Genomic DNA, 21,978 nt, shown 5'->3' with positions numbered 1-21,978 from the left:
TCGAGGGATCGGCGCGGCGGCGCTGGCGGCCTTCGTGCGGCGCCAGCTGCGTCTCGGACCGCAGGGGCGCGCGCTGCTCGACCTGCGCACCTTCCGCGCCAAGGTGTTCTCGGTCTCGGTGGTGATGATGGCCTTCTGCATGGTCGCGCTCTTCGGGATGATCATCCTGCTGCCGATCTACATGCAGCAGGTGCTGGGCATGGAGCCGGTCGAGGCCGGCCTCCTGCTGCTGCCCGGCGGCCTGCTGATGGGGCTGCTGGCGCCGCCGATCGGGCGGGCCTATGACCGGATCGGCGCAAGGCGGCTGGTGATCCCGGGATCGGTCTTCCTCTGTGCCGGGCTCTGGGCGATGGCCGCGCTCGGCGTGGCCAGCCCGGTCTGGGCGGTGCTCCTGAGCCATGTCCTGCTGAGCATCGGCCTCGCGCTGCTCTTCACCCCGCTCTTCACCTCGGCGATGGGCGCGCTGCCGCAGGAGCTCTATTCCCACGGCTCGGCGGTGCTGGGCACGGTGCAGCAGGTGGCGGGCGCCGCCGGGATCGCGCTCTTCGTGTCGGTCATGTCGCTGCGCATCGCCGCCGAGACCGCGGCGGGCGCCCGGGAGGCAGTGGGACATGCGAGCCGGCCCATGATGCAGCGGCCCCGCCCGGTGAGGCCTGATCCTGCATCGCGGGCGGCGGATCGCAGCAGACCGCCGCCATGCCCGCCGCATGCGCCTGCCCGGAAGGCAGCGCGGTCCACAGGACGGTGACCGACACGCCGCGAAGGCGGAGCACGAGCCGGGCCATGGTACCGTCATGCGCCCTTCCGCGCGGCATGCCGGATCACAGTCCCGGCATGCCCTCCCGGGTTGAGGCCCGGTCACAGCTTGGCTGCACGCAGCCGCAAGGCGTTGCCGATCACCGAAACCGAGGACAGGCTCATCGCCGCCGCCGCCACCACCGGAGACAGCAGCACGCCGAAGAGCGGATAGAGCAGGCCAGCCGCCAGCGGCACGCCCGCCGAGTTGTAGACGAAGGCGAAGAACAGGTTCTGGCGGATGTTTGCCATCGCGGCCTCGGCCAGCCTGCGTGCCCGCAGGATGCCGCCGAGATCGCCCTTGACCAGCGTGATGCCCGCGCTTTCCATCGCGACATCCGCGCCGGTGCCCATGGCGATGCCGACATCCGCCGCAGCCAGCGCCGGCGCGTCGTTCACCCCGTCCCCGGCCATCGCGACCAACAGGCCCTCGGCCTTCAGCCGGTCGACCAGGGCGTGCTTGTCCTCCGGGCTGACCCCGGCATGGACCTCGTCGATGCCGAGCTCGCGGGCCACCGCCCTGGCCGTCGCCTCGGCGGTCTCGATCCGCGCCACCGGCCCGCCATCGGTCAGCTGGAAGATGTCGCTGCCCCCGGTCGCCAGCAGCAGCGGCAGGTCGCGGTTCGTCACCAGCGCCCGCACCGCAAGCTGCGCCAGGTTGGCCGGCCAGGGCGCCGCGGCGGCATCGACGAGGTCGAGGTAGATTTCGGCCCCCAGATAGGAGGACCGCGCGCCCTGCAGCTTCTCCTTCTGGCTGCGCTGCCGCATCCGCCGCCGCTGGGTGTAATAGGCCGTGCCGCCGGCGCCGAGCGGCGTGAATTCTCCCGCGGCGAAGAACGGCCGGAATTCGGTATCCGCCTCGCCCTCGCCGCTGTAGCCGCGCACCGAGGTGATCGCGTAGACCTCGTGATCCATCGGCGCGGTGCGGTCGACCACGACATGCTGCTCGACATCGGCGCGGGTCAGCTGCACCCGGTCGCAGCGCCGCTCGAAGAGGTTCACCGCCGGCGTGCAGTGCAGCGCGAAGCTCTCCGGCGACAGCGTGCCCTCGGCGGCCGGATTGCCGTGGCGCAAGAGGACATAGAGATCGACCGCCGCCCCGTCGGCGCGGGCCAGCGCCGGGGCCAGCCCCGAGAGTTCGGCAAAGCGGTAGCGCTGCGGCAGCGCGAAATATTCCTGCAGCAGCCGGTAGCCGTCGAAGCTCTGGTCCGGCACCGGCAGCAGCGCCTCGCGGCGGGCGAAGCCAAGCGGCGCGAGATCCAGTGAGGAGACCCGCGATGAAATCCCTGATCCTGTCCGCCGCGCTCGTGGCGCTGGCCGCACCTGCCTTCGCCATGAGCCATGGCGGCGGCCTGCCCGAGGAGACCGTCAACGCCATCATGGAGAAGCTCGCCGCGATGAACTGCCAGATGGACCCCGACGACATCGAGGCCGAGGACGAGGGCTATGACCTCGACGACGTGATTTGCGAAGGCGGCCAGCAATTCGACATCCTGCTCGACATGGACTTCAACGAGGTCAGCCGCCGCGCCGAGTGACGGCGCCCGCAGCCCCCCGCCTTGGTCCTATTGCAACGGGGCGGGGGATGCGCGAGTCAGGGAAGGACTGCGATCCGGCCCGGGGAGGGGCCGGTCCGAAGGGAGGACAGACATGAGCTTTTTCAGGATGCTGGGCGCTGCTGCCCTGCTTGCCGCGACTTCCATCCCGGCCTTTGCTGACGACCTGCCCCAGATCCGCGCGGCGACGCTGGAAATCGGCACGGTGAACTGGGAGCTGAACACGATCATCGACAGGGGCTTCGACAAGGCGCATGGCTTCGAGCTGGTGCTGCAGCCCTATGCCTCGAACGACGCGACCCGGGTCGCGACCGAGGGAGGCGAGGCCGACATGTTCGTGGCCGACTGGATCTGGGTGGCCCGCCAGCGCGCCGCCGGCAAGGATTACGTGGTCATTCCCTATTCGACCGCGGTCGGCGGGCTGGTGGTGCCCGAGGACAGCCCGGCCAGGACGCTCGCCGATCTCGACGGGCTCAAGATCGGCATCGCCGGCGGGCCGCTGGACAAGAGCTGGCTGATCCTGCGCGCCTTCGCCAAGTCGGAATACGGCATGGATCTCGCCGCGCAGACCGAGCAGGTCTATGGCGCGCCTCCGCTGATCATGAAGACCGCCATTTCGGGCGAGCTCGACGGCGCGATCAATTTCTGGCATTTCCTCGCCAAGATGAAGGCTTCGGGCATGCGCCAGCTGGTCTCGGTGCAGGACGCGGCGGCGACGCTCGGGCTCGACCCGAACACGCCGCTCCTGGGCTACGTGATGAAGGAAAGCTTCCTTGCCGAGCATCCCGGCCTGGCCGGGGCGCTCTATGCCGCGTCGCGCGAGGCCAAGGATCTGCTGGCGTCGGACGATGCCGCCTGGGAGGCGATCCGCCCGATGATGAACGCCAGGACCGACGCCCAGTTCGTCCAGCTGCGCGAGGATTTCCGGGCGGGCATTCCGCAGCCCGGCCCGGTCGACGAGGCCGCGGCAGACCGGCTGCTGTCGCTGATGGCCGAGCTCGGCGGCGCCGAACTGGTGGGCGAGGCGGTGACGCTGCCTGCCGGTCTCTTCGCGCAGGTGGAGTAAGGCGGACCGCTTGGCACGTTTCCCGGTTACGGCGGCCTCCCTCCTGGGGCTTCTCGGCCTCTGGGTCGTGGCCGCCGCGCTCACCTCGGACCCGACGGTCCTGCCGCAGCCCTGGTCGCTGATCGGCCCGGGCTGGGCCGAGATCGCCAGCGGCAAGCTGCCCTTCCATCTCGGCCACACGCTGGTCCGGGTGGCCTGGGCCTTCGCGCTGGCGATGTCGATCGGCACGGTGCTGGGCTTCGCCATGGGGCGGTCGGAGGCGGTGAACCGCTGGCTCGATCCCTGGCTGGTGGTGTTCCTGAACCTGCCGGCGCTTGTGCTGATCGTGCTGTGCTATCTCTGGATCGGGCTGACCGAGACCGCCGCCATCGCGGCGGTGACGCTGAACAAGGTGCCGAACGTGACCACGGTGATCCGCGAGGGCGTGCGCAGCTTCTCCGCCGATCTCGACGCGATGGCGACGGTCTACCGGATGCCGTTCCGCACCCGGCTGCGCCATGTGCTGCTGCCGCAGCTCGCGCCCTATCTCTCGGCGGCGGCGCGCTCGGGCGTGGCGGTGATCTGGAAGATCGTGCTGGTCGTGGAATTCCTCGGCCGCTCGAACGGGATCGGCTTCCAGATCCACCTGTATTTCCAGCTTTTCGACGTGGCGCGGGTGCTGATCTACGCGCTCAGCTTCGTCGGCGTCATGCTGGCGGTGGAATGGCTGGTGCTGCAGCCCTGGGAACGGCATGCGCGCCGCTGGCGGTCGGCATGATCGAGGTCGATCTCGAGGCCAAGCGCTATGGCGCGCTGCAGGTGCTGGGGCCGCTCTCCTTCCGGATCGCTGGCGGCGAGACGCTTGCCATCCTGGGGCCTTCGGGCGTCGGCAAGTCGACCCTCCTGCGGATCGTCGCCGGGCTCGACACGCGGTTCGAGGGCAGGGTGGTCCGGCCCGAGCGGGTTGCGATGGTGTTCCAGGAGCCGACGCTGCTGCCCTGGCGGTCGGCGCTGCAGAACCTGACGCTGGTCCATCCCGATCTGGAGCGCGCCGCGGCGGAGGAGATGCTGGCGCAGGTCGGACTGGACGGGAAGGGCGGGTTCTTTCCCGGCCAGCTGTCGCTCGGCCAGCAGCGGCGGCTGGCGCTGGCCCGCGCCTTTGCCGGGCGGCCGGAATTCCTGGTGCTGGACGAGCCCTTCGTCTCGCTCGATGCCGAGCTGGCCGAAACCATGCTGTCGCTGACCGAAAGCCTGATTGCGCGCGCGCGCCCAGCGACGCTCTTGGTCACCCATGCGCGGGCGGAGGCGGAGCGGCTGGCCGACCGGATGCTCTGGCTCGGCGGCTCGCCCGCCCGGCTCGGCGCGGAGCCGTGAGGCTCAGGCGTCGCGCTCGGCGGTCTGCATGATCCGGCAGGACCATTTCTCGACATGCCATTTTCCATGGCTCTCGGTCCATTTCGCCAACTCGGGCTGGGCGCCCATCATGCAGGTCATGGGGGAAATGTCGGTGAACAGCAGGCTGCGTTCCTCGCAGACACCGGGTGTCGCGTTCAGGCAGGCTACGAAGAGGAGTTCGATCATAGGGGAGGCTCGCGTCAACTCAGACCATCGGATAGGTTTAGTATGAAAGAAGCGTTGCACGCAGGAAGGGAATGGCGCTGCATGGCAGGTATGTCAGTACCCCTGCCCAAGTTTCGGGCGCAAAAATGCTGCACCTGCACAATAAACAGGGTTAACGTAGCGGAATCCGCTCGGGAAGGGACAGCATAGGTGAGCTATCTGGGGGCCTCGCTGACGCTGCGCCTCGGGCTGACGGCGGCCGCCCTCGGGACGGCAGCGGTGCTGTCCGCGGCGCTATTGGTCGGCGGCCTGGGCGAGGTCTCGGCACGGATGCAGGCGCTGGAGGCGGCGGAACGGCGCATCGACCGCTATTCGGTGCTCTCGACCGAGGCGGCGCGCTATCTGGTCGTGGCGACCGAAGCGGTGCAGACCGGCTTGGGCCCCGAGGACCGCGCGGTGCGGGCCTGCGCGCTGGACAGGACAGCCCGCCTGACATGATCGCGGCCGGACCGGCGATCCTGGGGGCCGTCGACTGTCCCCCGGAGCGCCGGAACCGCGGCCGCCGGGGCGCGCCCGGCAATGTGCCGCGCATATGGCCTTGCCGCACACAGGAGATCAGGGAGGGCACCTCGTGACGCCTATGCAGCAGCCGGGTGGCATGGGCAGACCTCCGAGGACGGCGGGAAAGACCGCCAACCGGCGCTCCTGCAATCGGGCGCCGAAGCAGCGAGGCGCGCTGACCATCTGGCGCGATCCGTCGCTGCAGCGGGACGGTTTGGCGGCAAGCCTGCCCGAGCCGCCCCGGCCCGGCTGCTCCGTGCCTGGCCGTTCCACCCTTTCACGCCCCCCGGAAAGCCCCGGCGTCACCATCCCGCATCGCCGCGCAAAGCGCGCTTCCCCTGCTCATCCCCTTCCGGACAGCGGACAGCACCGGCATCAAGACCGCGGGCGAAGGCTGCGGAGCGACCGTGACCCGAGTGGGGCCGCCAATGGGCGCAGCACGGCACAGCCGTCGGCAAGGCGGCTCGAACGTCCCCGCCGCGTGCCCGCCCATGAGCAGGATCCGCCTTGGACGTGACGGGCAACGCCGGAAATCCGCCCGATCACGCTTACCTCCGACACTGCCGGCGAAGGCTGCCCCCAGGTCCCTGCGGTCGAGGAGATCGCCACGGAGACCGGCGCGGTGCCAGCGGATGCGCCATCTTTCCGGGCCCCGCTGGCGGCGCCTGCGACACGCGGGTCTGCCAGGGCGCCCGTGCTGTCCGCGCCGCCGCAGCGGTTCGCCGGACAAAAGCTCCGCCGGTGCTCTTGCCGTCCCTCCCGGCGTCCGCTGCGCCGGAACGCAAGGCCATGGAAGCCGGACACGGGCGGGGCCGGGCGCGAAACGAGATCCTGCGGGAATCGACGCGCTTCGTCCGGACCTTGCGGCGGAACCGGAGCGGGCATCACCGCCGGATTTGGGCGCGGACATCGGCTGGACCGCAAAAAGTCGAGGGGGACCTTTTCCCGGCGGGTGAATGGCCTGCGCGATCTCGCGTGGCCAGCAGCGCAAGTCCGTTCGGCATCGGCCTTGGACCGATGGCGGTGCAAGGCCTCACCTTCGGCCGCCAGGATGCCGAGGTCCGGACCCGTGCCATTCGCGGCTGCGCTCGGGCCAGTGGCGCTTGCCGCTCATTCCTCAACCGCTTCACGGCACCCGGCATTCCGGTCACCGCGGCCCTGGAATTGGTGTGTCCGGGAGAGGGCACCTGCGGCCGTCAGCCGATTTGCGCAGAAGACAGCCGGGGCCGGTTGCCCGCAGGCCTGCGGCTGCACCGGCAGGCGCCTCCTCCACAGGCGGAAGCCAGCAGGAGCGCCGCCGGACTCACTGCGGCGGCCTGGCAACGCGGATCACGGCGCGGATGGATGCCGCCGGGCAGCCTGCCGGCGGGACGGGGCGTCGCCCAGCTCGGTGAGGCCGCCGCAGCCGCCAAGCGCCGCCAGGCAGAGGAGCCCCGCGCGGATCACCCGAGGATCCGGCTGACCATCTCGGTCGTGTCGCGGCTGAGCCCCTTGGCGGCGAGGATGCGTTCGAGCGCCTCGCGCATCAGCGCCCGCCGGTTGTCGTCGTAGCGGCGCCAGGTTTCGAAGGCGGTGCTCATCCGTGCGGTGGTCTGCGGGTTCACCGGGTCGAGCCTGATCAGCCAGTCGGCGACCAGCGCATAGCCCGCGCCCGACGGATCGTGGAACCCGGCCGGGTTGCCGGCAAAGCCGCCGATCACCGCACGGAACCGGTTCGGCGTCTTCCAGGTGAAATCCGGATGCTGCGTCAGGGCCTTGGCCGTTTCGACCGCCGTTTCGGGCGGCGCGAGCCCGGCCTGCAGGCCGAACCACTTGTCGAGAACCAGCCGGTCCGCCTTCCATTGGCCGTAAAATCGGGCCAGCTCGTCTTCGCCCTCCCCGATCGCCACCAATGCGGACAGGGCGCCGAGCTGCTCGGTCATGTTGTCGGCGGCCCCGTATTGCGTCCGGGCCCGGCCCCCGCCATCGACCAGGGTCAGCAGCGACAGGGCCGCCCCCGCGAGGGCGCGCTGGCCCGCCGAGGCGGCGTCCGGGGACCATCCCGCCCCGCGCCGCCCGGTTTCGGCCGCGGCGTCCATTCCGGCCACGGGCAGGCGGCGGCCGCGCGGCGATACGCGCAAGGATCGGACCATCCGGGAGGCGCTGCCCCCTTGCCCGGCCCCCTGCGTAGGCGTATCGGAATGCCCATGTTCACCGTTGCCGCGCTCTATCATTTCACCCCCTTTCCCGACCCCGCCGCGATCAAGGGGCCGCTGGCCGAGATCTGCTGCGCGAATGGCGTGAAAGGCACGCTCTTGCTCGCGCAGGAAGGCATCAACGGCACCATCGCCGGCCCGCGCGAGGGCATCGACAAGGTGCTGGCGCATATCCGCGCCCTGCCCGGCTGCGCCGATCTGGTGTGGAAGGAAAGCACCGCCGCCGAGGCGCCGTTCCCGCGGATGAAGGTCCGGCTGAAGCGCGAGATCGTCACCATGGGCCAGCCCCAGGTCGATCCCCGCGCCGCCGTGGGCCATTACGTCGAGCCCGCCGAGTGGAATGCGCTGATTTCCGCGCCGGACGTGGCGGTGATCGACACGCGCAACGACTACGAGGTCGCCATCGGCACCTTCGAGGGCGCGGTCGACCCGGAAACGGAAAGCTTCCGCGACTTCCCCGCCTGGTGGGAGGCCAACAAGGAGCGCTTCCACAACAAGCGGATCGCGATGTTCTGCACCGGCGGCATCCGCTGCGAGAAATCGACCAACTACCTGATGGGGCTGGGCGAGCAGGAGGTCTACCACCTCAAGGGCGGCATCCTGAAATACCTCGAGGACGTCCCGGAGGAAGACAGCCTCTGGCGCGGCGACTGCTTCGTCTTCGATGGCCGCGTCTCGGTCAGGCACGGGCTGAAGGAAGGCCCGCATGTCCTGTGCCATGCCTGCCGCCGCCCGATCCTGCCCGAGGACCGCGAGCGCCCGGAATACGAGCACGGCGTCAGCTGCCACCACTGCTTTGCCGAGACCACGGACGAGGACAAGGCGCGGTTCCGCGAGCGGCAGAAGCAGATCGGCCTGGCCAGGGCGCGCGGCGAGGACCATCTCGGCCCGCGTTGACTGGACCTAGCGCCAGGCGCCGCTGGCCCCATCCGCCGCACTGGACGGATCCCTGCGACCTGCTAGAGCGGGGGCATGACAAGCTCACCGCGTTTCGATCTGCTGGCCGTCGCCATGGGCGTGGCCTTTTCCTTCATGTGGTCCTCGGCCTTCACCTCGGCGCGGATCATCGTCGCCGAGGCGCCGCCGTTGCTGTCGCTGGCGCTGCGCTTCGCCATTTCCGGAGCCATCGCCGTGGCGATCGCGGCGGCGATCGGCCAGACCATCCGGCTGACCCGGCAGCAATGGGCGATGACCGCCGTCTTCGGCATCTGCCAGAACGCGCTCTATCTCGGGCTCTATTTCATCGCGATGCAGACCGTGCCCGCGTCCGTGGCGACGATCACCGCCTCGACCATGCCGCTGTTGGTCGCGCTCCTGGGCTGGGCCTTCCTCGGCCAGCGCCCGCCGCTTCTGGGCTGGATCGGGCTGGCCGCAGGACTTGCGGGCGTGGCGCTGATCCTCGGGCACCGCATTTCGGGCGGCGCGGATCTGGCCGGACTGGCGCTCTGCGGCTTGGGCGTTCTGGCGCTGGCCGTCGCGACGCTGGTGATGCGCGGCGCTTCCTCGGGCGGCAACCTCCTGATGATCGTCGGGCTGCAGATGTGGGTCGGCGCCGCCGCGCTCGCCGTCGCGGGCGGCCTGACCGAGAGCTGGGATGTCACATGGACGCCGCGGCTTGCCGGCGCGCTGGCCTATACCACCCTGGTGCCGGGGATCATCGCCACCTTCGTGTGGTTCACGCTGGTCCAGCGCATCGGCGCCGTGAAGGCCGCGACCTACCATTTCCTCAACCCGGTCTTCGGCGTCGCCATCGCCGCCGCGCTTCTGGGCGAGGAGCTGTCGCTGTGGGATCTGGGCGGCGTTCTGGTCGTGGCGGGAGGCATCCTCTGCGTGCAGCTCGCCCGCCCGCGCCGCTCAGCCGCGTGAGGCGCGCTCGGCCAGAAGCAGGACGCCGCCCGCCAACATCCCCCAGAAGGCCGCGCCGATGCCGAACAGGCTGAGCCCCGAGGCGGTGGTGACGAAGGTCACGACCGCCGCCGTTCGGTGCTCCTCGTCGCCGAGGGCGGTGACCAGCGCCAGCATCGCGGGCGCGGCGGCGGGCTTCACCAGCATGATCGCCAATGCCGGCGCGCCACCGGTGCAGATCTACCTGCTGCCGCAGCGCCTCGCCCGCGACGCCTTCATCGGCACCAGCACCGTGTTCTTCGCGACCGTCAACTGGCTGAAGCTCCCGGCCTTCCTGGCGCTCGGCCAGGTCAACCGCGAGAGCCTGGTGGCCTCGGCGCTCCTGGCGCCGGTCGCGGTGGCGGCGACGCTGGCGGGCGTCTCGCTGGTGCGGCGCATCCCGCAGAAACTTTTCTACGACATCATCCAGATCCTGATGGGGCTGGTCGGCCTGAAGCTGATCGCCGACGCCCTGACGGGCTGAGCCCCCGGACCGGAGGACCCCATGACCGACCCGACCCCCAGGCTGCTGCAGCCGTTCCCGCTCCGCGGCCTGACCCTGAGAAACCGCATGGTGGTTTCGCCGATGTGCCAGCACTCCGCCGTCGAGGGCGCGGTGCAGGACTGGCATGTCGTGCATTACGGCAAGTTCGCGATGGGCGGTGCCGGGCTTGTCCTGACCGAAAGCACCGCCGTCACCTCGGACAGCCGGGTCGGCATCGCCGATCTTGGCATCTGGTCGGACGAGCACGTGCCGGGCCTCGCGCGGTTGGCGGCCTTCGCCCGGTCTCAGGGCGCGGCCTTCGGCATCCAGCTCGCCCATGCCGGGCGCAAGGCATTTTCCGAGCCGCTCTGGGAGGGCGGCCGCGCACTCAGCCCCGAAATGCTCGACGCCACCGGCCTCGACTGGCGCCGGGTCGGCCCCAGCCCGATCGCCGCCAGCGGCGAGTGGTCGGAGCCCGAGGAATTGACCGTCGCGGATATCGAGGCGATCCGCGACGCCTTCGTGGCCGCCGCGCGCCGCGCCGACCGCGCGGGGGCGGATGTGGTCGAACTGCATTTCGGCCATGGCTACCTGCTGGCGAGCTTCCTGTCGCCGCTGTCGAACCGTCGGGCCGACCGCTATGGCGGATCGCCGGAAAACCGCATGCGTTTCGCCGTCGAGACCGCGGAGGCCGTCCGCGCCGCCTGGCCGGAGGAGAAGCCGCTGTTCGCCCGGCTCTCCTGCCTCGACGGCTCGGGGCAGGGCTGGGACATGGACGACACCGTGACGCTCGCCCGCGCGCTGAAGGGCGTCGGCGTCGATGTGATCGACTGCTCCTCCGGCGGGCTGACCGAAGAGACCCGCGGCTCGAACATCCCGCGCGGTCTGGGATTCCAGGTGCCCTTTGCCGCCGAGGTGCGCGCCCGCGCCGGCATCGCCACCCAAGCGGTCGGCATCATCCTGACGCCGGAACAGGCGGAGGCGGTGCTCTCTGCCGGGCAGGCCGACCTGATCGCGCTCGGCCGCGAGGTGCTGCGCACGCCCTACTGGCCGGCGGAGGCGCCATGCGCCCGGCGGCTTCTGGTCGTTCCGCGCGGCGATGCCCGGCTGGCTCGGGGGAAAGCTCTTCACCGGCGCGCTGATCCGACGGGAGCTCGGCCGCATCGCGCCGGAGCTCGCCGCCGTGCCGCTGGCCTTCGCCGCCCATCACCAGAGCCATGCGGCGTCGGCCTTCTACCCCTCGCCCTTCGGGGAGGCCGCCATCCTGACGCTGGACGGGGTCGGCGAATGGACCTGCGCCGCGATGGCGGCAGGCAGCGGCAATGCCGTCGAAGTGCTGAAGGAACAGCGCTTTCCGCATTCGCCGGGGCTGTTCTACAGCGCGCTCACGCAATATCTGGGCTTCAAGGTGCTGTCGGGCGAGTACAAGGTGATGGGGCTCGCCCCCTATGGCCGGCCGGTCCATGCGCAGACCATGTTCGAGCACCTGCTCGACCTGAAGCCCGACGGCTCCTTCCGGCTCGACATGGGCTATTTCGGCTTCGCGGCCGGGCAGAGCATGATCACCGAGCGGATGGAAACGCTGTTCGGCCGACCGCGCCGCCTGCCAGGCGAGCCGCTGGAGGCTTTCCACATGGACATGGCCGCCTCGCTGCAGGCGGTGACCGAGGAGATCCTGCGCCGCATGGTGCGCAACGCGGTGGCCGAGACCGGCATGCGCAATCTCTGCATGGCCGGCGGCGTGGCGCTGAATTCGGTGGCGAACGGCAAGATCCTGGCCGAGGGACTGATCGACCGGCTCTGGGTGCAGCCTGCGGCCGGGGATGCGGGCGCGGCGCTCGGCGCAGCGCTGGCCTATTGGCACGGCACGCTCGACCGGCCGGGGGCATCGGGTTTTTCGCGGCCGCCCTGGAGGTCCGCGCGATCGACGCCGGGGTGCTTCGCGGCGCGCTGCTGCCGCTGGGGCTCGCCACGCTGCTCGGCATGCTGCTGCCCGATCTCGCCGTCCTGCTTCAGCCGGTCTGGAAGATCGAGGCGATCACCCGGATCACCTTCGACGGCGTCGTCGGTCTGCTCGGGCTCCTGGGGCAGAACGTCACCGAGGACGTGGCGCACAAGGAAATCTGGATCGACGATTTCGGCGTCGCGGTCGGCGCGCCCTGTTCCGGCGTCGAAGGCTTCGCGATCATCACGGTCTTCACGCTGTTCTATCTCTGGCTGTTCCGCGACACCCTTATCCTGCGCCGCGCCTGGCTGCTCCTGCCGGTGGCGATCGCCTGCAGCTGGCTGCTGAACATCGTCCGGATCGCCGTGCTGGTGATGCTCGGGCGCCATGTCTCGCCCGAGCTTGCCGTCAACGGCTTCCACAGCCAGGCCGGGCTGCTGGCCTTCCTTGGGCTGTCCCTCGCCATCGCGATGGCGGCGCATTGCGTGCCCTGGCTGCAGAGGGAGCCGGGCGCGCGCCGCCGCGCCAAGCCCGCCTTCTTCGACGATCCCGCGGTGGCGATGATTCTGCCCTTCGCGGTCTTCATGGCCTCGGCCAGCCTTTTCACCGCCATCGCCGAGCTGCCCGGCCTGCATTATCCATGGCGCGCCGCGCTGATTGCCGGGGTCCTTTTCCTCTGCCGGAGGCCGCTGCTGGCGCTGGAGTGGCGGGCCGATCCGGTCTCGCTCGCCGCCGGGCTGGCGGTCGGCGGGCTCTGGATCGTGACCGCGCCCGCGGCGGAAGCGCTGGCCGGTCAGGGCCGCCGCCGCATTGGCCACGGCCGGGCCGACGCCCGGCAGGCCCGGCTCGCCGATCCCGCCCATCTTCGCGCCGCTTTCGACGATCGCGACATGTACCTCGGGCATCTGGTCCGGGCGCAGGATGTCGTAGCTGTCGAAGTTGCGCGCGCGCGGCGCGCCGTCCTCGTAGACATATTCCTCGACCAGCGTCTGCGACAGGCCGAGCGCCACGGCGGACTGCACCTGCGCCTCGATGATCGCCGGGTTCACGATGCTGCCCGGGTCGATCGCCACCCAGACCCGGTGGACGCGGATCTCGCCGCCGTCGAGCGATACCTCCGCCATGGTCGCGGCCTCCGAGCCGAAGGGCGAGGCCAGCGCGACGCCGCGGGCGCGGGTGGTGCCGTCTTCGGCCTGGTAGGGCCCGCGCTGCCAGCCGCCCGAGAGCTTCTCGACCTCCGAGAGCAGCGTGACATGGCGCGGCGAGGCCTCGACCAGTGCCTTGCGCATCTCGAACGGGTCACGGCCCGCAGCCTCGGCCAGCTCGTCGAGGAAGCCCTCGTAGAAATAGTCGTTCATCGAATGGCCGACCGCGCGCCAGTAGCCGATCACCGCGGGGTTGTCGGCATAGACATGGCCGATCCGGCGGTTCGGGATCGCGTAGGGCTTGCCCGAGATGCCCTCATGCGCCGAGCCGTCCTCGCCTGCCGGGGCGTTGTACCAGCGTCCGGTCGGACCTTCGCCGAGAACCTCGGCGGAGATCGCCAGCGAGCCGTCTGCCAGCACCGCGCCGCGGAAGCGGGCGACGCCGATCGGACGGACCGCGTCGCGCAGGAATTCCTCCTCGCGGGTCCAGGTCAGCTTGACCGGGCGGCCGGTGGCCTTGGCCAGCGCGATCGCCTGCGGGAACGGGTTGGCGGTGCGGTAGAGGAAATGCCTCCCGAAGAAGCCGCCCAGCATCTGCGAATGGATGCGGATCTGGCCGGGCGCGATCCCGGCGGCTTCGGCTGCGGCACCGAGGAACATCTCGGGCGCCTGGTTCGGCAGCCAGAGGTCGAGCGTGCCGTCCTCGTTGAAGCGCGCCGTGGTGGTCGGCGGCTCGAGCTGGCCATGCGCCAGGAAGGGCGCGCCATAGACCGCCTCGATCACCGTCTCGGCACCGTCGAGCGCGGCTGCGGCATCGCCTTCGGCCTCGACTTCCAGGCCGGGGCCTTCGAGCGCCAGCAGCTGGTCGCGGTAGCCCTGGCTGGAGAAGCCCTCGGGCAGCGGCCATTCGGCCTCGGCCTGCTGCCACTCGACCTCGGCCGCCTCGACGGCGCGGCGGGCCTGCCAGAACTTGTCGGCGACGACCGCCACGGCACCGTCGAGCAGATGCACGGAATGGACGCCGCGCATTGCCTCGATCTCGGCCTGGTTGGCAACCGAGGCCGGACCGAGCCCGAGGCGCGGCGCGTGCTGGACGGCGGCGCAGAGCATGCCCTCGACTTCGACATCGATGGCGTATTTCGCCTGGCCGGTGGATTTCTCGCGGATGTCGAGCCGCTTCAGCCCGGCGCGGATCCAGCGGAACTCCTCGGGCGCGCGCAAGCTGACCTCGGCGGGAACGGCCAGGTCCATCGCTGCCTCGGCCAGATCCCCATAGCCGATCTCGCGGCCCGAGGCCGCGTGCACGACCATCCCCGGACGGGTGGAGAGTTCGGCGGCGGGCACGCCCAGCTCGGCCGCGGCGGCCTCGATCAGCATGGCGCGGCCGGTGGCGCCGAGTTCCGGGCGTTCGAGCAGGGTGGCGAGGCCCGCGTTCCGGCGGTTGCCAACCTCTTCGCATGCCGCCGCTGAGCGGCTTTGGCCCGGCGCGCGCCAGGATCCGGGGCCCCAGGGGCGTGCCTTTTCCCGGGCAGGGTGTTCGCCACGACAGGAGGCCGTGCTATCCTTGCCGCAGGGCGGCCGCAGCACCGGCCCGTGTGGAGCCGCCGCCGGACGGCTCATCCGGAGGGAGTGACGATGTCCTGTTCCGCAGCGCGCGATTGTCCCGGAGCCTGCAGCTGCCTGCGCCCTGGCGCTTGCCTGTCAGGGGCCGGCCCGATCGGCGCCGTCCGCCTGTCCATGCGCGAAGGTCGGCCATGACCCGCCGCCCCGAGCTCGACTGGCTGCGCGTCCTGCTGTTCGCTCTGCTCGTCCCGCACCATGTCGCCATCGGCTTCGTGGACTGGGGCGCGGACATCTACCAATTCGTCAATGACCGGCTGGCGGGGGACGGGATGACGCTCTTCATCTACTGGAGCCATGGCTGGCGGCTGCCCTCGCTGTTCCTGATCGCCGGGATCGGCACCTGGTTCCTGACCGGAAGGGGCGCGGGGCCGCGCTTCATGGCGGCACGGCTGTCGCGGCTGCTGGTGCCGGCGCTGTTCGGCGCGCTGGTCCTCAACGCCGCCGGAGGCTACGCGATCGCGCGGATGACCGGCGATCCGGGCAGCTTCCCGGCCTTCTGGTCCGGCTGGCTGGACATCCATCGCGGCTCGCGGCGACGGAGGACCGGACCGTCCCGGAGAGCGGCGCATTGCGGACCGGTCCCGCCGGTGTCCGAGCTGCGGCCGCCAGACGGCGCCCGGCACACTCCAGAGGACACCGCTGCCTGCCCGGCAAGCCCTTGCGGCGGGATCAACCCCGCGCTTCGCGCAGGACCGGGGCCGCGCGCGGCGCACCCGCCGCAGCTTCGGAGCTGCGGGCGGCAAGGGCCGGGCAAAGGGTCAGGAATTCGATCATCGTGGCGCGCTGCGGCAGCGAGCGCACCGTCGCGAAGACCGGAGCACCGTCGGGGCCCTTGAGCCGGAAGCAGAAACTGCTGCGTGCGCCCTCGCCCAGAACGAAACTGCTGATTTCCCGGCGCAGGGGATCCCGCTGGTCCTCCAGCCCCCAGTGCCGGAACGCATCCCCGAGCGTGATGCGCGCCAGCGCGGTCTCGGGCGAAACGTCCCAGAGCCCGCCATAGGCCGCGTTCGACATCAACATCGCGCCCTCCGTGTCGAACACCGCAACCGCCTGCTCGAAGGCATTGAGAACCGAATGGCCGAGGTCGATCTCCGAGCGGAAGCGCCGCTTGAGAGAAACTTCCGAGGAGATGTCCTCGAACAGGAAGGCCACCGCCCCGTCGGGATGCGGCTGGCCGGTCACCCGGTAGGTCTGGCCGGTGGGCAGGGTCCAGGTCTCCTTGTAGCGGCCGTCCTCGGCGGCGGCCTCGAGCCGCGCGATGCGCAGCCGCCAGCTCTTGTAGTCGCGCGGCTCGGGGATGCGCTGGTTCTCGCGCAGCGCATCGAGGAAGGCATGCAGCGTCGGCCGCTGGGTCAGCATTTCGGGCCCCAGCGCGGTCAGGTCGATCAGAGCCGGATTGAACAGCACGAGGCGCCGCTTGGCATCGAAGATCGCCAGCCCGATCGGCAGCTGCGCGAAGGTCTTGCCGAGCGTGCCGATGAATTCCTTCAGCGAGGCTTCGGCCTGGACCAGCTGGTCGATCGGCAGGGCGAAGCACAGCTTGGCCGCATCGCCGGGGCAGTCATGCAGCTCGTACCAGTTCGGACTGCCGCCGCGCCAGCTCTGCCGCGAGATCCGGCGCGGCGGCGATGCGCCCTCCCAAGCCTCGAAGGCGAGGCCGGGAAAGACCGGCCGCGGCGGCCATGAGGCCAGCGCCTCCTCGCCGTATTCGCGCTGCATCTCGTCCATGTAGGCGCGGTTCGCCCAGATCACGGTGCCGTCGGGCTGCTGGCGCCAGGTCAGGACCGGGCTGTCCTCCGCGACGGAGCGCAGCATTTCGAGCTCTGCCTCCATGGCCTGGACCGCATAGGGCTCGAACGCGTCGGGCGTCTCCTCGCCGACCGGCTCGCAGAGCGCGGCGCGCAGAACCCCGCCATGCCGCTCGGCATGAAGCACAAGCGCGGCCGCGCCCGCGGCTTTCTCGGCGATTTCGAGGATATCGCCGTCGCGCAGCTCCGACAGGCGCTGCTCGAGGCGGGAAAATCGCCCGGCATAGGTGGCGAGGAACCTGCTCCAGTCGTCGCAGCCCGGCTGGCCCGCCGAGAGCAGGCCCAGCGCGCGCCCTGTCGCGTCGACGAGGCTCCGGCCGCGGAAAAGATAGACGATGCCTTCCTCGTCGGGCGGCCGCGCCAGGGACGCGCCGCCGGGCAGCGGCGGCACGGCAAGTCGCAGAAGCATCACCCCCGCTAGCGCCGAAGCGATGCCGACGCCCACCATCGCCAGCCCGGTCGCAACAAAATCCATGAAACGCCATTCCGCAAGAATCTCCAGCTCTAGCGGTGACTCCGATTGGTTAATGCTGCGTTAATCCTCGCCTGTCGGCAGCGATCCGGCGCAGCCGCGCAGGCGGCGGCGTGCCTTTGCACGGGACGCGGAGCACTCAGGCGCGGATCGGCTCGTTCTCGCCCAGCGCGCCGCGTTCGGCGCGTGTCAGCCGGTCCATCGGCCAGGTGACCTCGATGATCGCGCCGCTGCGCTGGCCCTGCCCCGGTTCGACGCCGACATGGGCATCGCGGCCATTGGAGAACCGCAGGCTCGCGCCCGAGCGCTCCAGCAGGGTCTTGGCGATGAAGAGGCCGAGTCCCATGCCCTCGTATTCCGGGCGCCGCGCCTTTTCCTCGGCGGATTTGCGGCGCCGCAGGAACGGGTCTCCGAGGCGGCCGATCACCTGCGGCTGGAAGCCCGAGCCGTCATCGGCGATGCGGATGATGATCGAGTCCTCGGTCCATTGCGCATCGACCCAGATATGGCCCTCGGCGAAATCCACGGCGTTCTGCGCGAGGTTCCTCAGCCCGTGGATGATCTCGGGCTTGCGGTAGATCACCGGCTGCTCGCTGTCGCCGCCCGAGGCGGGGGCGACGTGGAAATGCACCCGCTTGCCGCGCGCCATGTGCGGCTCGGCCGCCTCGCGGATCACGGTGTCCAGGGGCGCGGTCAGAAGGTGCTTGTCATCCTTGCCGGCCCGGCCCATCGAGCGCAGGATGTCGCGGCAGCGGTCGGCCTGGTCGCGGATCAGCTCGGCATCGCTTTTCAGGTCGGGATCGTCGAGCTCGCCCACCAGTTCGGAACTGACCAGCTTGATCGTCGCCAGGGGCGTGCCCAGCTCATGCGCGGCCGCGGCCACCACGCCGCCGAGATCGGTCAGCTTCTGTTCGCGCACCAGCGCCATCTGCGTGGCCAGCAGCGCCTCGGACATCGAATGGATTTCCAGGCTGATGCGGCGCGCATAGGAGGCCAGGAAGACGATGCCGATGTTCAGCGCCAGCCAGAAGCCGACGATGAAATCGCCGGGCATGTCGATCAGCCGGCCCGTCTCGGTGCGCAGCGGCAGGTGGAACACCGCCACCAGCGTCAGCAGCGTGCAGGACACCGCGCCGAGGAGCAGCGTCGAGCCCAGCGTCAGCGCCGAGGCCGAGATCGTCACCGGGACGAGGATCAGGAGCGCGAAGGGATTGTGCAGACCGCCGGTCAGGTAGAGCAGGAAGCAGAGCTGCGAGATGTCGAAGAGCAGCATCGACACGACTTCGCTTTCGCTCAGCCGCTTGTTCTCGGGGAAGACCAGGATCGCCAGCAGGTTGGCGATGATCGACGCGCCGACCGCGAGATAGCAGAGCCCCAGTTCCAGATCGACCTGGAAGTAGCGGTCGACGACGGTGATGGCGGCGAGCTGGCCGACGACGGCGATCCAGCGCAGCACGACGAGGGTGCGCAGCCGGATCCAGTGCGTTCGGGCGGCGGGGTTGAACGGATCGAGCGCGGGATCTTCCATTTCTTTCCGTGACCTGCCCCGGTTCCCTCTTGGTCGCTGGTGCGTCTCTCTATATGGGAAACAGGCGGAGTGCAAAGGAGTTGTGCCATGTCCCCCCGTCTTGCCGTTCTTCTCGCCGGAACCGCGCTGGTCGCCGTGCTGGGCGCCACGGCGGGCTATGTGCTGCTCGGAAGCGGCGGCGACGACCGCTTCGCGCAATGCCGCGAAACCCAGGTGGCGGGCGGCCTCGGCGCGGTCGGCGGGCCCTTCGAGCTGGTCAATGCCGCGGGCGAGACCGTCACCGACAGGGATGTCTTCACGCAGCCGTCGCTGGTCTATTTCGGCTACACCTTCTGTCCCGATGTCTGCCCGCTCGACAACCAGCGCAATGCCGAAGCCGCCTATATCCTGGAAGAGGAGATGGGCATCGAGGTGACGCCGGTCTTCATCTCGGTCGATCCGGCGCGCGACACGCCCGAGGTGGTCGGCACATTCGCGGCGAATTTCCACGAGCGGATGATCGGGCTGACCGGCAGCCCCGAGCAGGTCAAGGCGGCCAGCCAGGCCTACAAGACCTATTACCGGCTGCACGAGGACCGGGAGGACAATCCCTATTACCTCGTGGACCATTCCACATTCACCTACCTGGTCCTGCCCGGCGAGGGCGTGGTGGAGTTCTTCCGCCATCCCGATTTCGCCAAGGGAACATCGCTTGCCGGAGATGTTGCCGAGCGGACCGCCTGTTTTGTTGACAATATGTGACCCAAATTGACGCCCGGGGCCGGGTGTCCTAGAGGTTGAAAAAAGAGAAATACGGAGAAAGCCATGGCCGAAGCAGAGATGCAGGACATCGGGGAGGACAAGAGCCTGCTCCTGGTTGACGATGACGAGCCGTTCCTGAAGCGGCTGTCGCGCGCCATGGAGAAGCGCGGCTTCGAGCCGGAATGCGCGGGCTCGGTCGCGGCCGGGAAGGCGATCGCCACGGCGCGTCCCCCGGCCTTCGCAGTGGTCGACCTGCGGCTCGAAGACGGCAACGGGCTCGACGTGGTCGAAGTGCTGCGCGAGAAGCGCCCGGATTGCCGGGTGGTCGTGCTGACCGGCTACGGCGCCATCGCCACCGCCGTGGCGGCGGTGAAGATCGGCGCGACCGACTACCTGTCGAAGCCCGCCGATGCCAATGACATCACCTCGGCGCTGCTGGCGACCCAGGACGAGCTGCCGCCGCCGCCGGAGAACCCGATGTCGGCCGACCGCGTCCGCTGGGAGCATATCCAGCGCGTCTACGAGCTCTGCGACCGCAACGTGTCGGAAACCGCGCGGCGGCTGAACATGCACCGCCGCACGCTGCAGCGCATCCTGGCGAAGCGCAGCCCGCGCTGACGGAAAAGGGGCGCGCCCTGCGGCACGCCCCCCTCACCCCGGCCCTCTCCCCGGCGGGGAGAGGGAGAGCGCCCCGGCCTCACGGCTTCGGCGCAGACATGCCCCCCGAGATCTCCTCGGTGCCTTCCTCGCTCAGCGGATCGGGCAGCACCAGGTTCAGCACCACGGCGAGCCCCGCCGCGGGCAGCAGCCCCGAGGTCAGGAGGATGCGCAGCGTGTCGGGCAGGTGCTGCAGCGCCTGCGGTTCGAGCTGCAGCCCGAGCCCCAGCGACAGCGAGATCGCGAAGATCACCATGTTGCGCTTGTCCCAGGTCACGGCCGAGAGCATCGAGATGCCCGAAGCCACCACCATGCCGAACATCACGATCACCCCGCCGCCCAGCACCTCGATCGGGATGGTGCGGATCAGCCCGCCGACCTTCGGCACCAGCCCGCAGATGATCAGGAAGATCGCGCCGATCGTCACGATATGGCGGCTCATCACCCCGGTCATCGCGATCAGCCCGACATTCTGGGAAAACGACGTGTTGGGCAGCGAGCCGAAGACCGCGGCCAGCGCGGTGCCCGCGCCGTCGGCGAAGGTCGCGCCGGTGATCTCTTCCTCGGTCGCCTCGCGGTCGGCGCCGCCCTTGGTGATGCCCGAGACATCGCCCACCGTCTCGATCGCCGAGACCACCGCCATCAGGCAGAAGCCGACCACGGCGGCAATGCTCAGCTCGAAGCCGTAGCGGAACGGATCGGGCAGCGCGAAGGCGGCGGCGCTGTTCCAGCTGCCGGCGATCGACGAGACCGGCAGCGAGCCAATCAGGATGGCATAGACATAGCCGACCGCGAGGCCGATCAGTACCGCCGAAATCGACAGGATCCCCTTGGTGAAGAACTTGACCCCGAGCGTCACCAGCACGACGATCAGCGCCGCCGACCAATGCGCGAGGCTGCCGTAGTCCGGCGTCCCCTTCAGCGGCACGCCGCCGGCCGCGTACTGGATGCCGACCTGGACCAGCGCCAGCCCGATCATCAGCACCACGAGCCCGGTCACCAGCGGCGGCAGCGCGAAGCGGATCTTGCCGATCACCAGCCCGAGGCAGAAATGGAAGAGCCCGCCGATGAAGGCGCCGGTGAAGAGCGCGGCCAGCCCGTCGACGCCCTTGCCCGCCACCAGCGGGATCATGATCGGCAGGAAGGCGAAGGAGGTGCCCTGCACGATCGGCAGCCTGGCGCCCACCGGACCGATCGAAACCGTCTGGATCAGCGTCGCCACGCCCGCGAAGAGCATCGCCATCTGGATGAGGTAGAGCAGCTCCGGGAAGTCCGGCGAGCCCGAGCCGAAGCCGAAGCCCGCCGCCCCCGCCACGATGATCGCCGGGGTCACGTTTGACACGAACATCGACAGAACGTGCTGGATTCCCAGCGGAATCGCCTTGACCAAGGGCGGCATGTAATTCGGGTCGCGCAATTGCGCGGCAGTGCCTATGGATTCATCACTCATGGAATTGCCCCTCTTTCGCCAGGATGCCGCACTGCATCCCCTTGCCTGCATCCATTCCGTCGGGAACTGTGCCGGGGCGGCCAGACGATGCAGCTGCCGCGCCGAGCGGAAACGACGAAGACTTCGGCAAAGCCCGGCTTTTGGGCAGAGCTGCCGAAAAACGGGGCAAGAATGAACGGATACCTGACGACCCATGTGCTGGACACCGCGCGCGGCTGCCCGGCCGCCGGGCTGAAGATCGTGCTCTACCGGATGGAGCCGGCAAGCCGCGAATTGCTGGCGGCGATGCACACCAACGAGGACGGCCGCACCGACACGCCGATCCTGCCCAAGCAGAATTTCGGCACCGGCGAATACGAGCTCGAATTCATGGCGGGCGACTACCTGCGCGCCACCGGACAGGCGACCGAGAGCCCGCTGTTCCTCGACCTGATCCCGATCCGCTTCGGCATTTCCGACGCCTCCGCGCATTACCACGTGCCGCTGCTGCTGTCGCCCTACGGCTATTCGACCTATCGCGGCAGCTGAG

At 69.8% G+C, this 21,978-nt stretch carries 19 protein-coding genes and 4 pseudogenes; 15 read left to right on the top strand and 8 right to left on the bottom strand.

Annotated elements, in window-relative coordinates; translation table 11 throughout:
- Positions 1 to 34 precede the first annotated feature (34 nt).
- Complete coding sequence (locus C7T91_RS10970) at positions 35 to 748, top strand: MFS transporter (RefSeq protein ID WP_236638161.1); 714 nt, start codon at positions 35 to 37, stop codon at positions 746 to 748.
- A 110-nt stretch (positions 749 to 858) separates the two neighbouring features.
- On the opposite strand, the gene C7T91_RS35400 is transcribed toward C7T91_RS10970, so the two are convergent.
- A complete protein-coding gene (locus tag C7T91_RS35400) occupies positions 859 to 2,118 on the bottom strand; it encodes an HAD-IC family P-type ATPase (protein WP_145962848.1) in 1,260 nt (419 codons plus the stop codon).
- Here C7T91_RS35400 and C7T91_RS10955 point away from each other — a divergent pair.
- The 4 genes from C7T91_RS10955 to C7T91_RS10940 all read left to right on the top strand — a co-directional run bounded on the left by C7T91_RS10955 (position 2,073) and on the right by C7T91_RS10940 (position 4,770).
- Positions 2,073 to 2,333, top strand: coding sequence for a PepSY domain-containing protein (locus tag C7T91_RS10955; protein WP_108259252.1), 261 nt, complete (start codon positions 2,073 to 2,075; stop codon positions 2,331 to 2,333). The two genes, C7T91_RS35400 and C7T91_RS10955, sit on opposite strands and share 46 nt — an antisense overlap.
- Before the next feature lie 112 nt (positions 2,334 to 2,445).
- Positions 2,446 to 3,417 carry an ABC transporter substrate-binding protein gene (locus tag C7T91_RS10950; RefSeq protein WP_108259251.1) on the top strand — a complete coding sequence of 324 codons (972 nt, stop codon included), beginning with the start codon at positions 2,446 to 2,448 and terminating at the stop codon, positions 3,415 to 3,417.
- A gap of 10 nt (positions 3,418 to 3,427) precedes the next feature.
- A complete protein-coding gene (locus tag C7T91_RS10945) occupies positions 3,428 to 4,174 on the top strand; it encodes an ABC transporter permease (RefSeq protein WP_108259250.1) in 747 nt (248 codons plus the stop codon).
- Positions 4,171 to 4,770, top strand: coding sequence for an ABC transporter ATP-binding protein (locus tag C7T91_RS10940; protein ID WP_108259249.1), 600 nt, complete (start codon positions 4,171 to 4,173; stop codon positions 4,768 to 4,770). Before C7T91_RS10945 ends, C7T91_RS10940 begins: the two co-directional genes overlap by 4 nt.
- Positions 4,771 to 4,773: 3 nt before the next feature.
- Here the strand turns inward: C7T91_RS10940 and C7T91_RS10935 are convergent, their stop codons facing one another.
- The gene (locus tag C7T91_RS10935; protein ID WP_108259248.1) at positions 4,774 to 4,977 is read right to left on the bottom strand and encodes a hypothetical protein; all 204 of its coding nucleotides are present in this window, start codon (positions 4,975 to 4,977) and stop codon (positions 4,774 to 4,776) included.
- A 189-nt stretch (positions 4,978 to 5,166) separates the two neighbouring features.
- Between C7T91_RS10935 and C7T91_RS10930 the strand changes: the two genes are divergently transcribed.
- On the top strand, positions 5,167 to 5,454 hold the full coding sequence (locus C7T91_RS10930) for a hypothetical protein (RefSeq protein ID WP_108259247.1): 288 nt from the start codon (positions 5,167 to 5,169) through the stop codon (positions 5,452 to 5,454).
- Between the two features lie 1,505 nt (positions 5,455 to 6,959).
- Here C7T91_RS10930 and C7T91_RS10925 read toward each other — a convergent pair.
- The gene (locus C7T91_RS10925) at positions 6,960 to 7,595 is read right to left on the bottom strand and encodes an aminopeptidase N C-terminal domain-containing protein (RefSeq protein WP_330848837.1); all 636 of its coding nucleotides are present in this window, start codon (positions 7,593 to 7,595) and stop codon (positions 6,960 to 6,962) included.
- 108 nt (positions 7,596 to 7,703) lie between these two features.
- Here C7T91_RS10925 and trhO point away from each other — a divergent pair, with 108 nt between their 5' ends.
- Both trhO and C7T91_RS10915 read left to right on the top strand, forming a co-directional pair.
- On the top strand, positions 7,704 to 8,609 hold the full coding sequence (gene trhO / locus C7T91_RS10920; RefSeq protein WP_108259246.1) for an oxygen-dependent tRNA uridine(34) hydroxylase TrhO: 906 nt from the start codon (positions 7,704 to 7,706) through the stop codon (positions 8,607 to 8,609).
- 75 nt (positions 8,610 to 8,684) lie between these two features.
- Entirely contained in the window at positions 8,685 to 9,578 is an 894-nt protein-coding gene (locus tag C7T91_RS10915) for a DMT family transporter (RefSeq protein WP_108259245.1), read from the top strand.
- Here the strand turns inward: C7T91_RS10915 and C7T91_RS10910 are convergent.
- Positions 9,567 to 9,764 carry a benzoate/H(+) symporter BenE family transporter gene (locus tag C7T91_RS10910; protein ID WP_108259399.1) on the bottom strand — a complete coding sequence of 66 codons (198 nt, stop codon included), beginning with the start codon at positions 9,762 to 9,764 and terminating at the stop codon, positions 9,567 to 9,569. The two genes, C7T91_RS10915 and C7T91_RS10910, sit on opposite strands and share 12 nt — an antisense overlap.
- Between C7T91_RS10910 and C7T91_RS10905 the strand changes: the two genes are divergently transcribed.
- The 4 genes and pseudogenes from C7T91_RS10905 to xrtE form a co-directional block, all read left to right on the top strand.
- Positions 9,718 to 10,080, top strand: a complete 363-nt coding sequence (locus C7T91_RS10905; RefSeq protein WP_161555849.1) for a TSUP family transporter — start codon at positions 9,718 to 9,720, stop codon at positions 10,078 to 10,080. The two genes, C7T91_RS10910 and C7T91_RS10905, sit on opposite strands and share 47 nt — an antisense overlap.
- Positions 10,081 to 10,101: 21 nt before the next feature.
- Positions 10,102 to 11,079, top strand: a pseudogene (locus C7T91_RS10900) (NADH:flavin oxidoreductase/NADH oxidase); the annotation flags it as partial.
- An 82-nt stretch (positions 11,080 to 11,161) separates the two neighbouring features.
- A pseudogene (locus C7T91_RS39370) lies at positions 11,162 to 11,920 on the top strand (carbamoyltransferase N-terminal domain-containing protein); the annotation flags it as partial.
- A gap of 143 nt (positions 11,921 to 12,063) precedes the next feature.
- Positions 12,064 to 12,753 (top strand): annotated as a pseudogene (gene xrtE / locus C7T91_RS39365) (exosortase E/protease, VPEID-CTERM system); the annotation flags it as partial.
- A 183-nt stretch (positions 12,754 to 12,936) separates the two neighbouring features.
- Here the strand turns inward: xrtE and C7T91_RS39360 are convergent.
- The 3 genes and pseudogenes from C7T91_RS39360 to regB form a co-directional block, all read right to left on the bottom strand.
- Positions 12,937 to 14,199: pseudogene (locus C7T91_RS39360) on the bottom strand (molybdopterin cofactor-binding domain-containing protein); the annotation flags it as partial.
- 1,263 nt (positions 14,200 to 15,462) lie between these two features.
- Positions 15,463 to 17,076 (bottom strand): PAS-domain containing protein, encoded by a 1,614-nt coding sequence (locus tag C7T91_RS10880; RefSeq protein WP_108259242.1) that lies wholly within the window; start codon positions 17,074 to 17,076, stop codon positions 15,463 to 15,465.
- A gap of 136 nt (positions 17,077 to 17,212) precedes the next feature.
- Positions 17,213 to 18,601 (bottom strand): sensor histidine kinase RegB, encoded by a 1,389-nt coding sequence (gene regB, locus C7T91_RS10875; RefSeq protein WP_108259241.1) that lies wholly within the window; start codon positions 18,599 to 18,601, stop codon positions 17,213 to 17,215.
- 87 nt (positions 18,602 to 18,688) lie between these two features.
- On the opposite strand from regB, the gene C7T91_RS10870 reads away from it, so the two are divergent.
- A complete protein-coding gene (locus C7T91_RS10870) occupies positions 18,689 to 19,342 on the top strand; it encodes an SCO family protein (protein WP_108259240.1) in 654 nt (217 codons plus the stop codon).
- 63 nt (positions 19,343 to 19,405) lie between these two features.
- On the top strand, positions 19,406 to 19,960 hold the full coding sequence (locus C7T91_RS10865; RefSeq protein WP_108259239.1) for an ActR/PrrA/RegA family redox response regulator transcription factor: 555 nt from the start codon (positions 19,406 to 19,408) through the stop codon (positions 19,958 to 19,960).
- A gap of 79 nt (positions 19,961 to 20,039) precedes the next feature.
- Here the strand turns inward: C7T91_RS10865 and C7T91_RS10860 are convergent, their stop codons facing one another.
- Positions 20,040 to 21,449 carry a uracil-xanthine permease family protein gene (locus C7T91_RS10860; RefSeq protein WP_108259238.1) on the bottom strand — a complete coding sequence of 470 codons (1,410 nt, stop codon included), beginning with the start codon at positions 21,447 to 21,449 and terminating at the stop codon, positions 20,040 to 20,042.
- Between the two features lie 171 nt (positions 21,450 to 21,620).
- On the opposite strand from C7T91_RS10860, the gene uraH reads away from it, so the two are divergent.
- On the top strand, positions 21,621 to 21,977 hold the full coding sequence (uraH, locus tag C7T91_RS10855; RefSeq protein ID WP_108259237.1) for a hydroxyisourate hydrolase: 357 nt from the start codon (positions 21,621 to 21,623) through the stop codon (positions 21,975 to 21,977).
- Position 21,978 lies beyond the last annotated feature (1 nt).

It is taken from the genome of Mangrovicoccus ximenensis (genome assembly GCF_003056725.1).
In the GTDB taxonomy this organism is placed as follows: Bacteria; Pseudomonadota; Alphaproteobacteria; order Rhodobacterales; family Rhodobacteraceae; genus Mangrovicoccus; species Mangrovicoccus ximenensis.
This window is presented reverse-complemented; position numbering and strand designations above follow the sequence as displayed.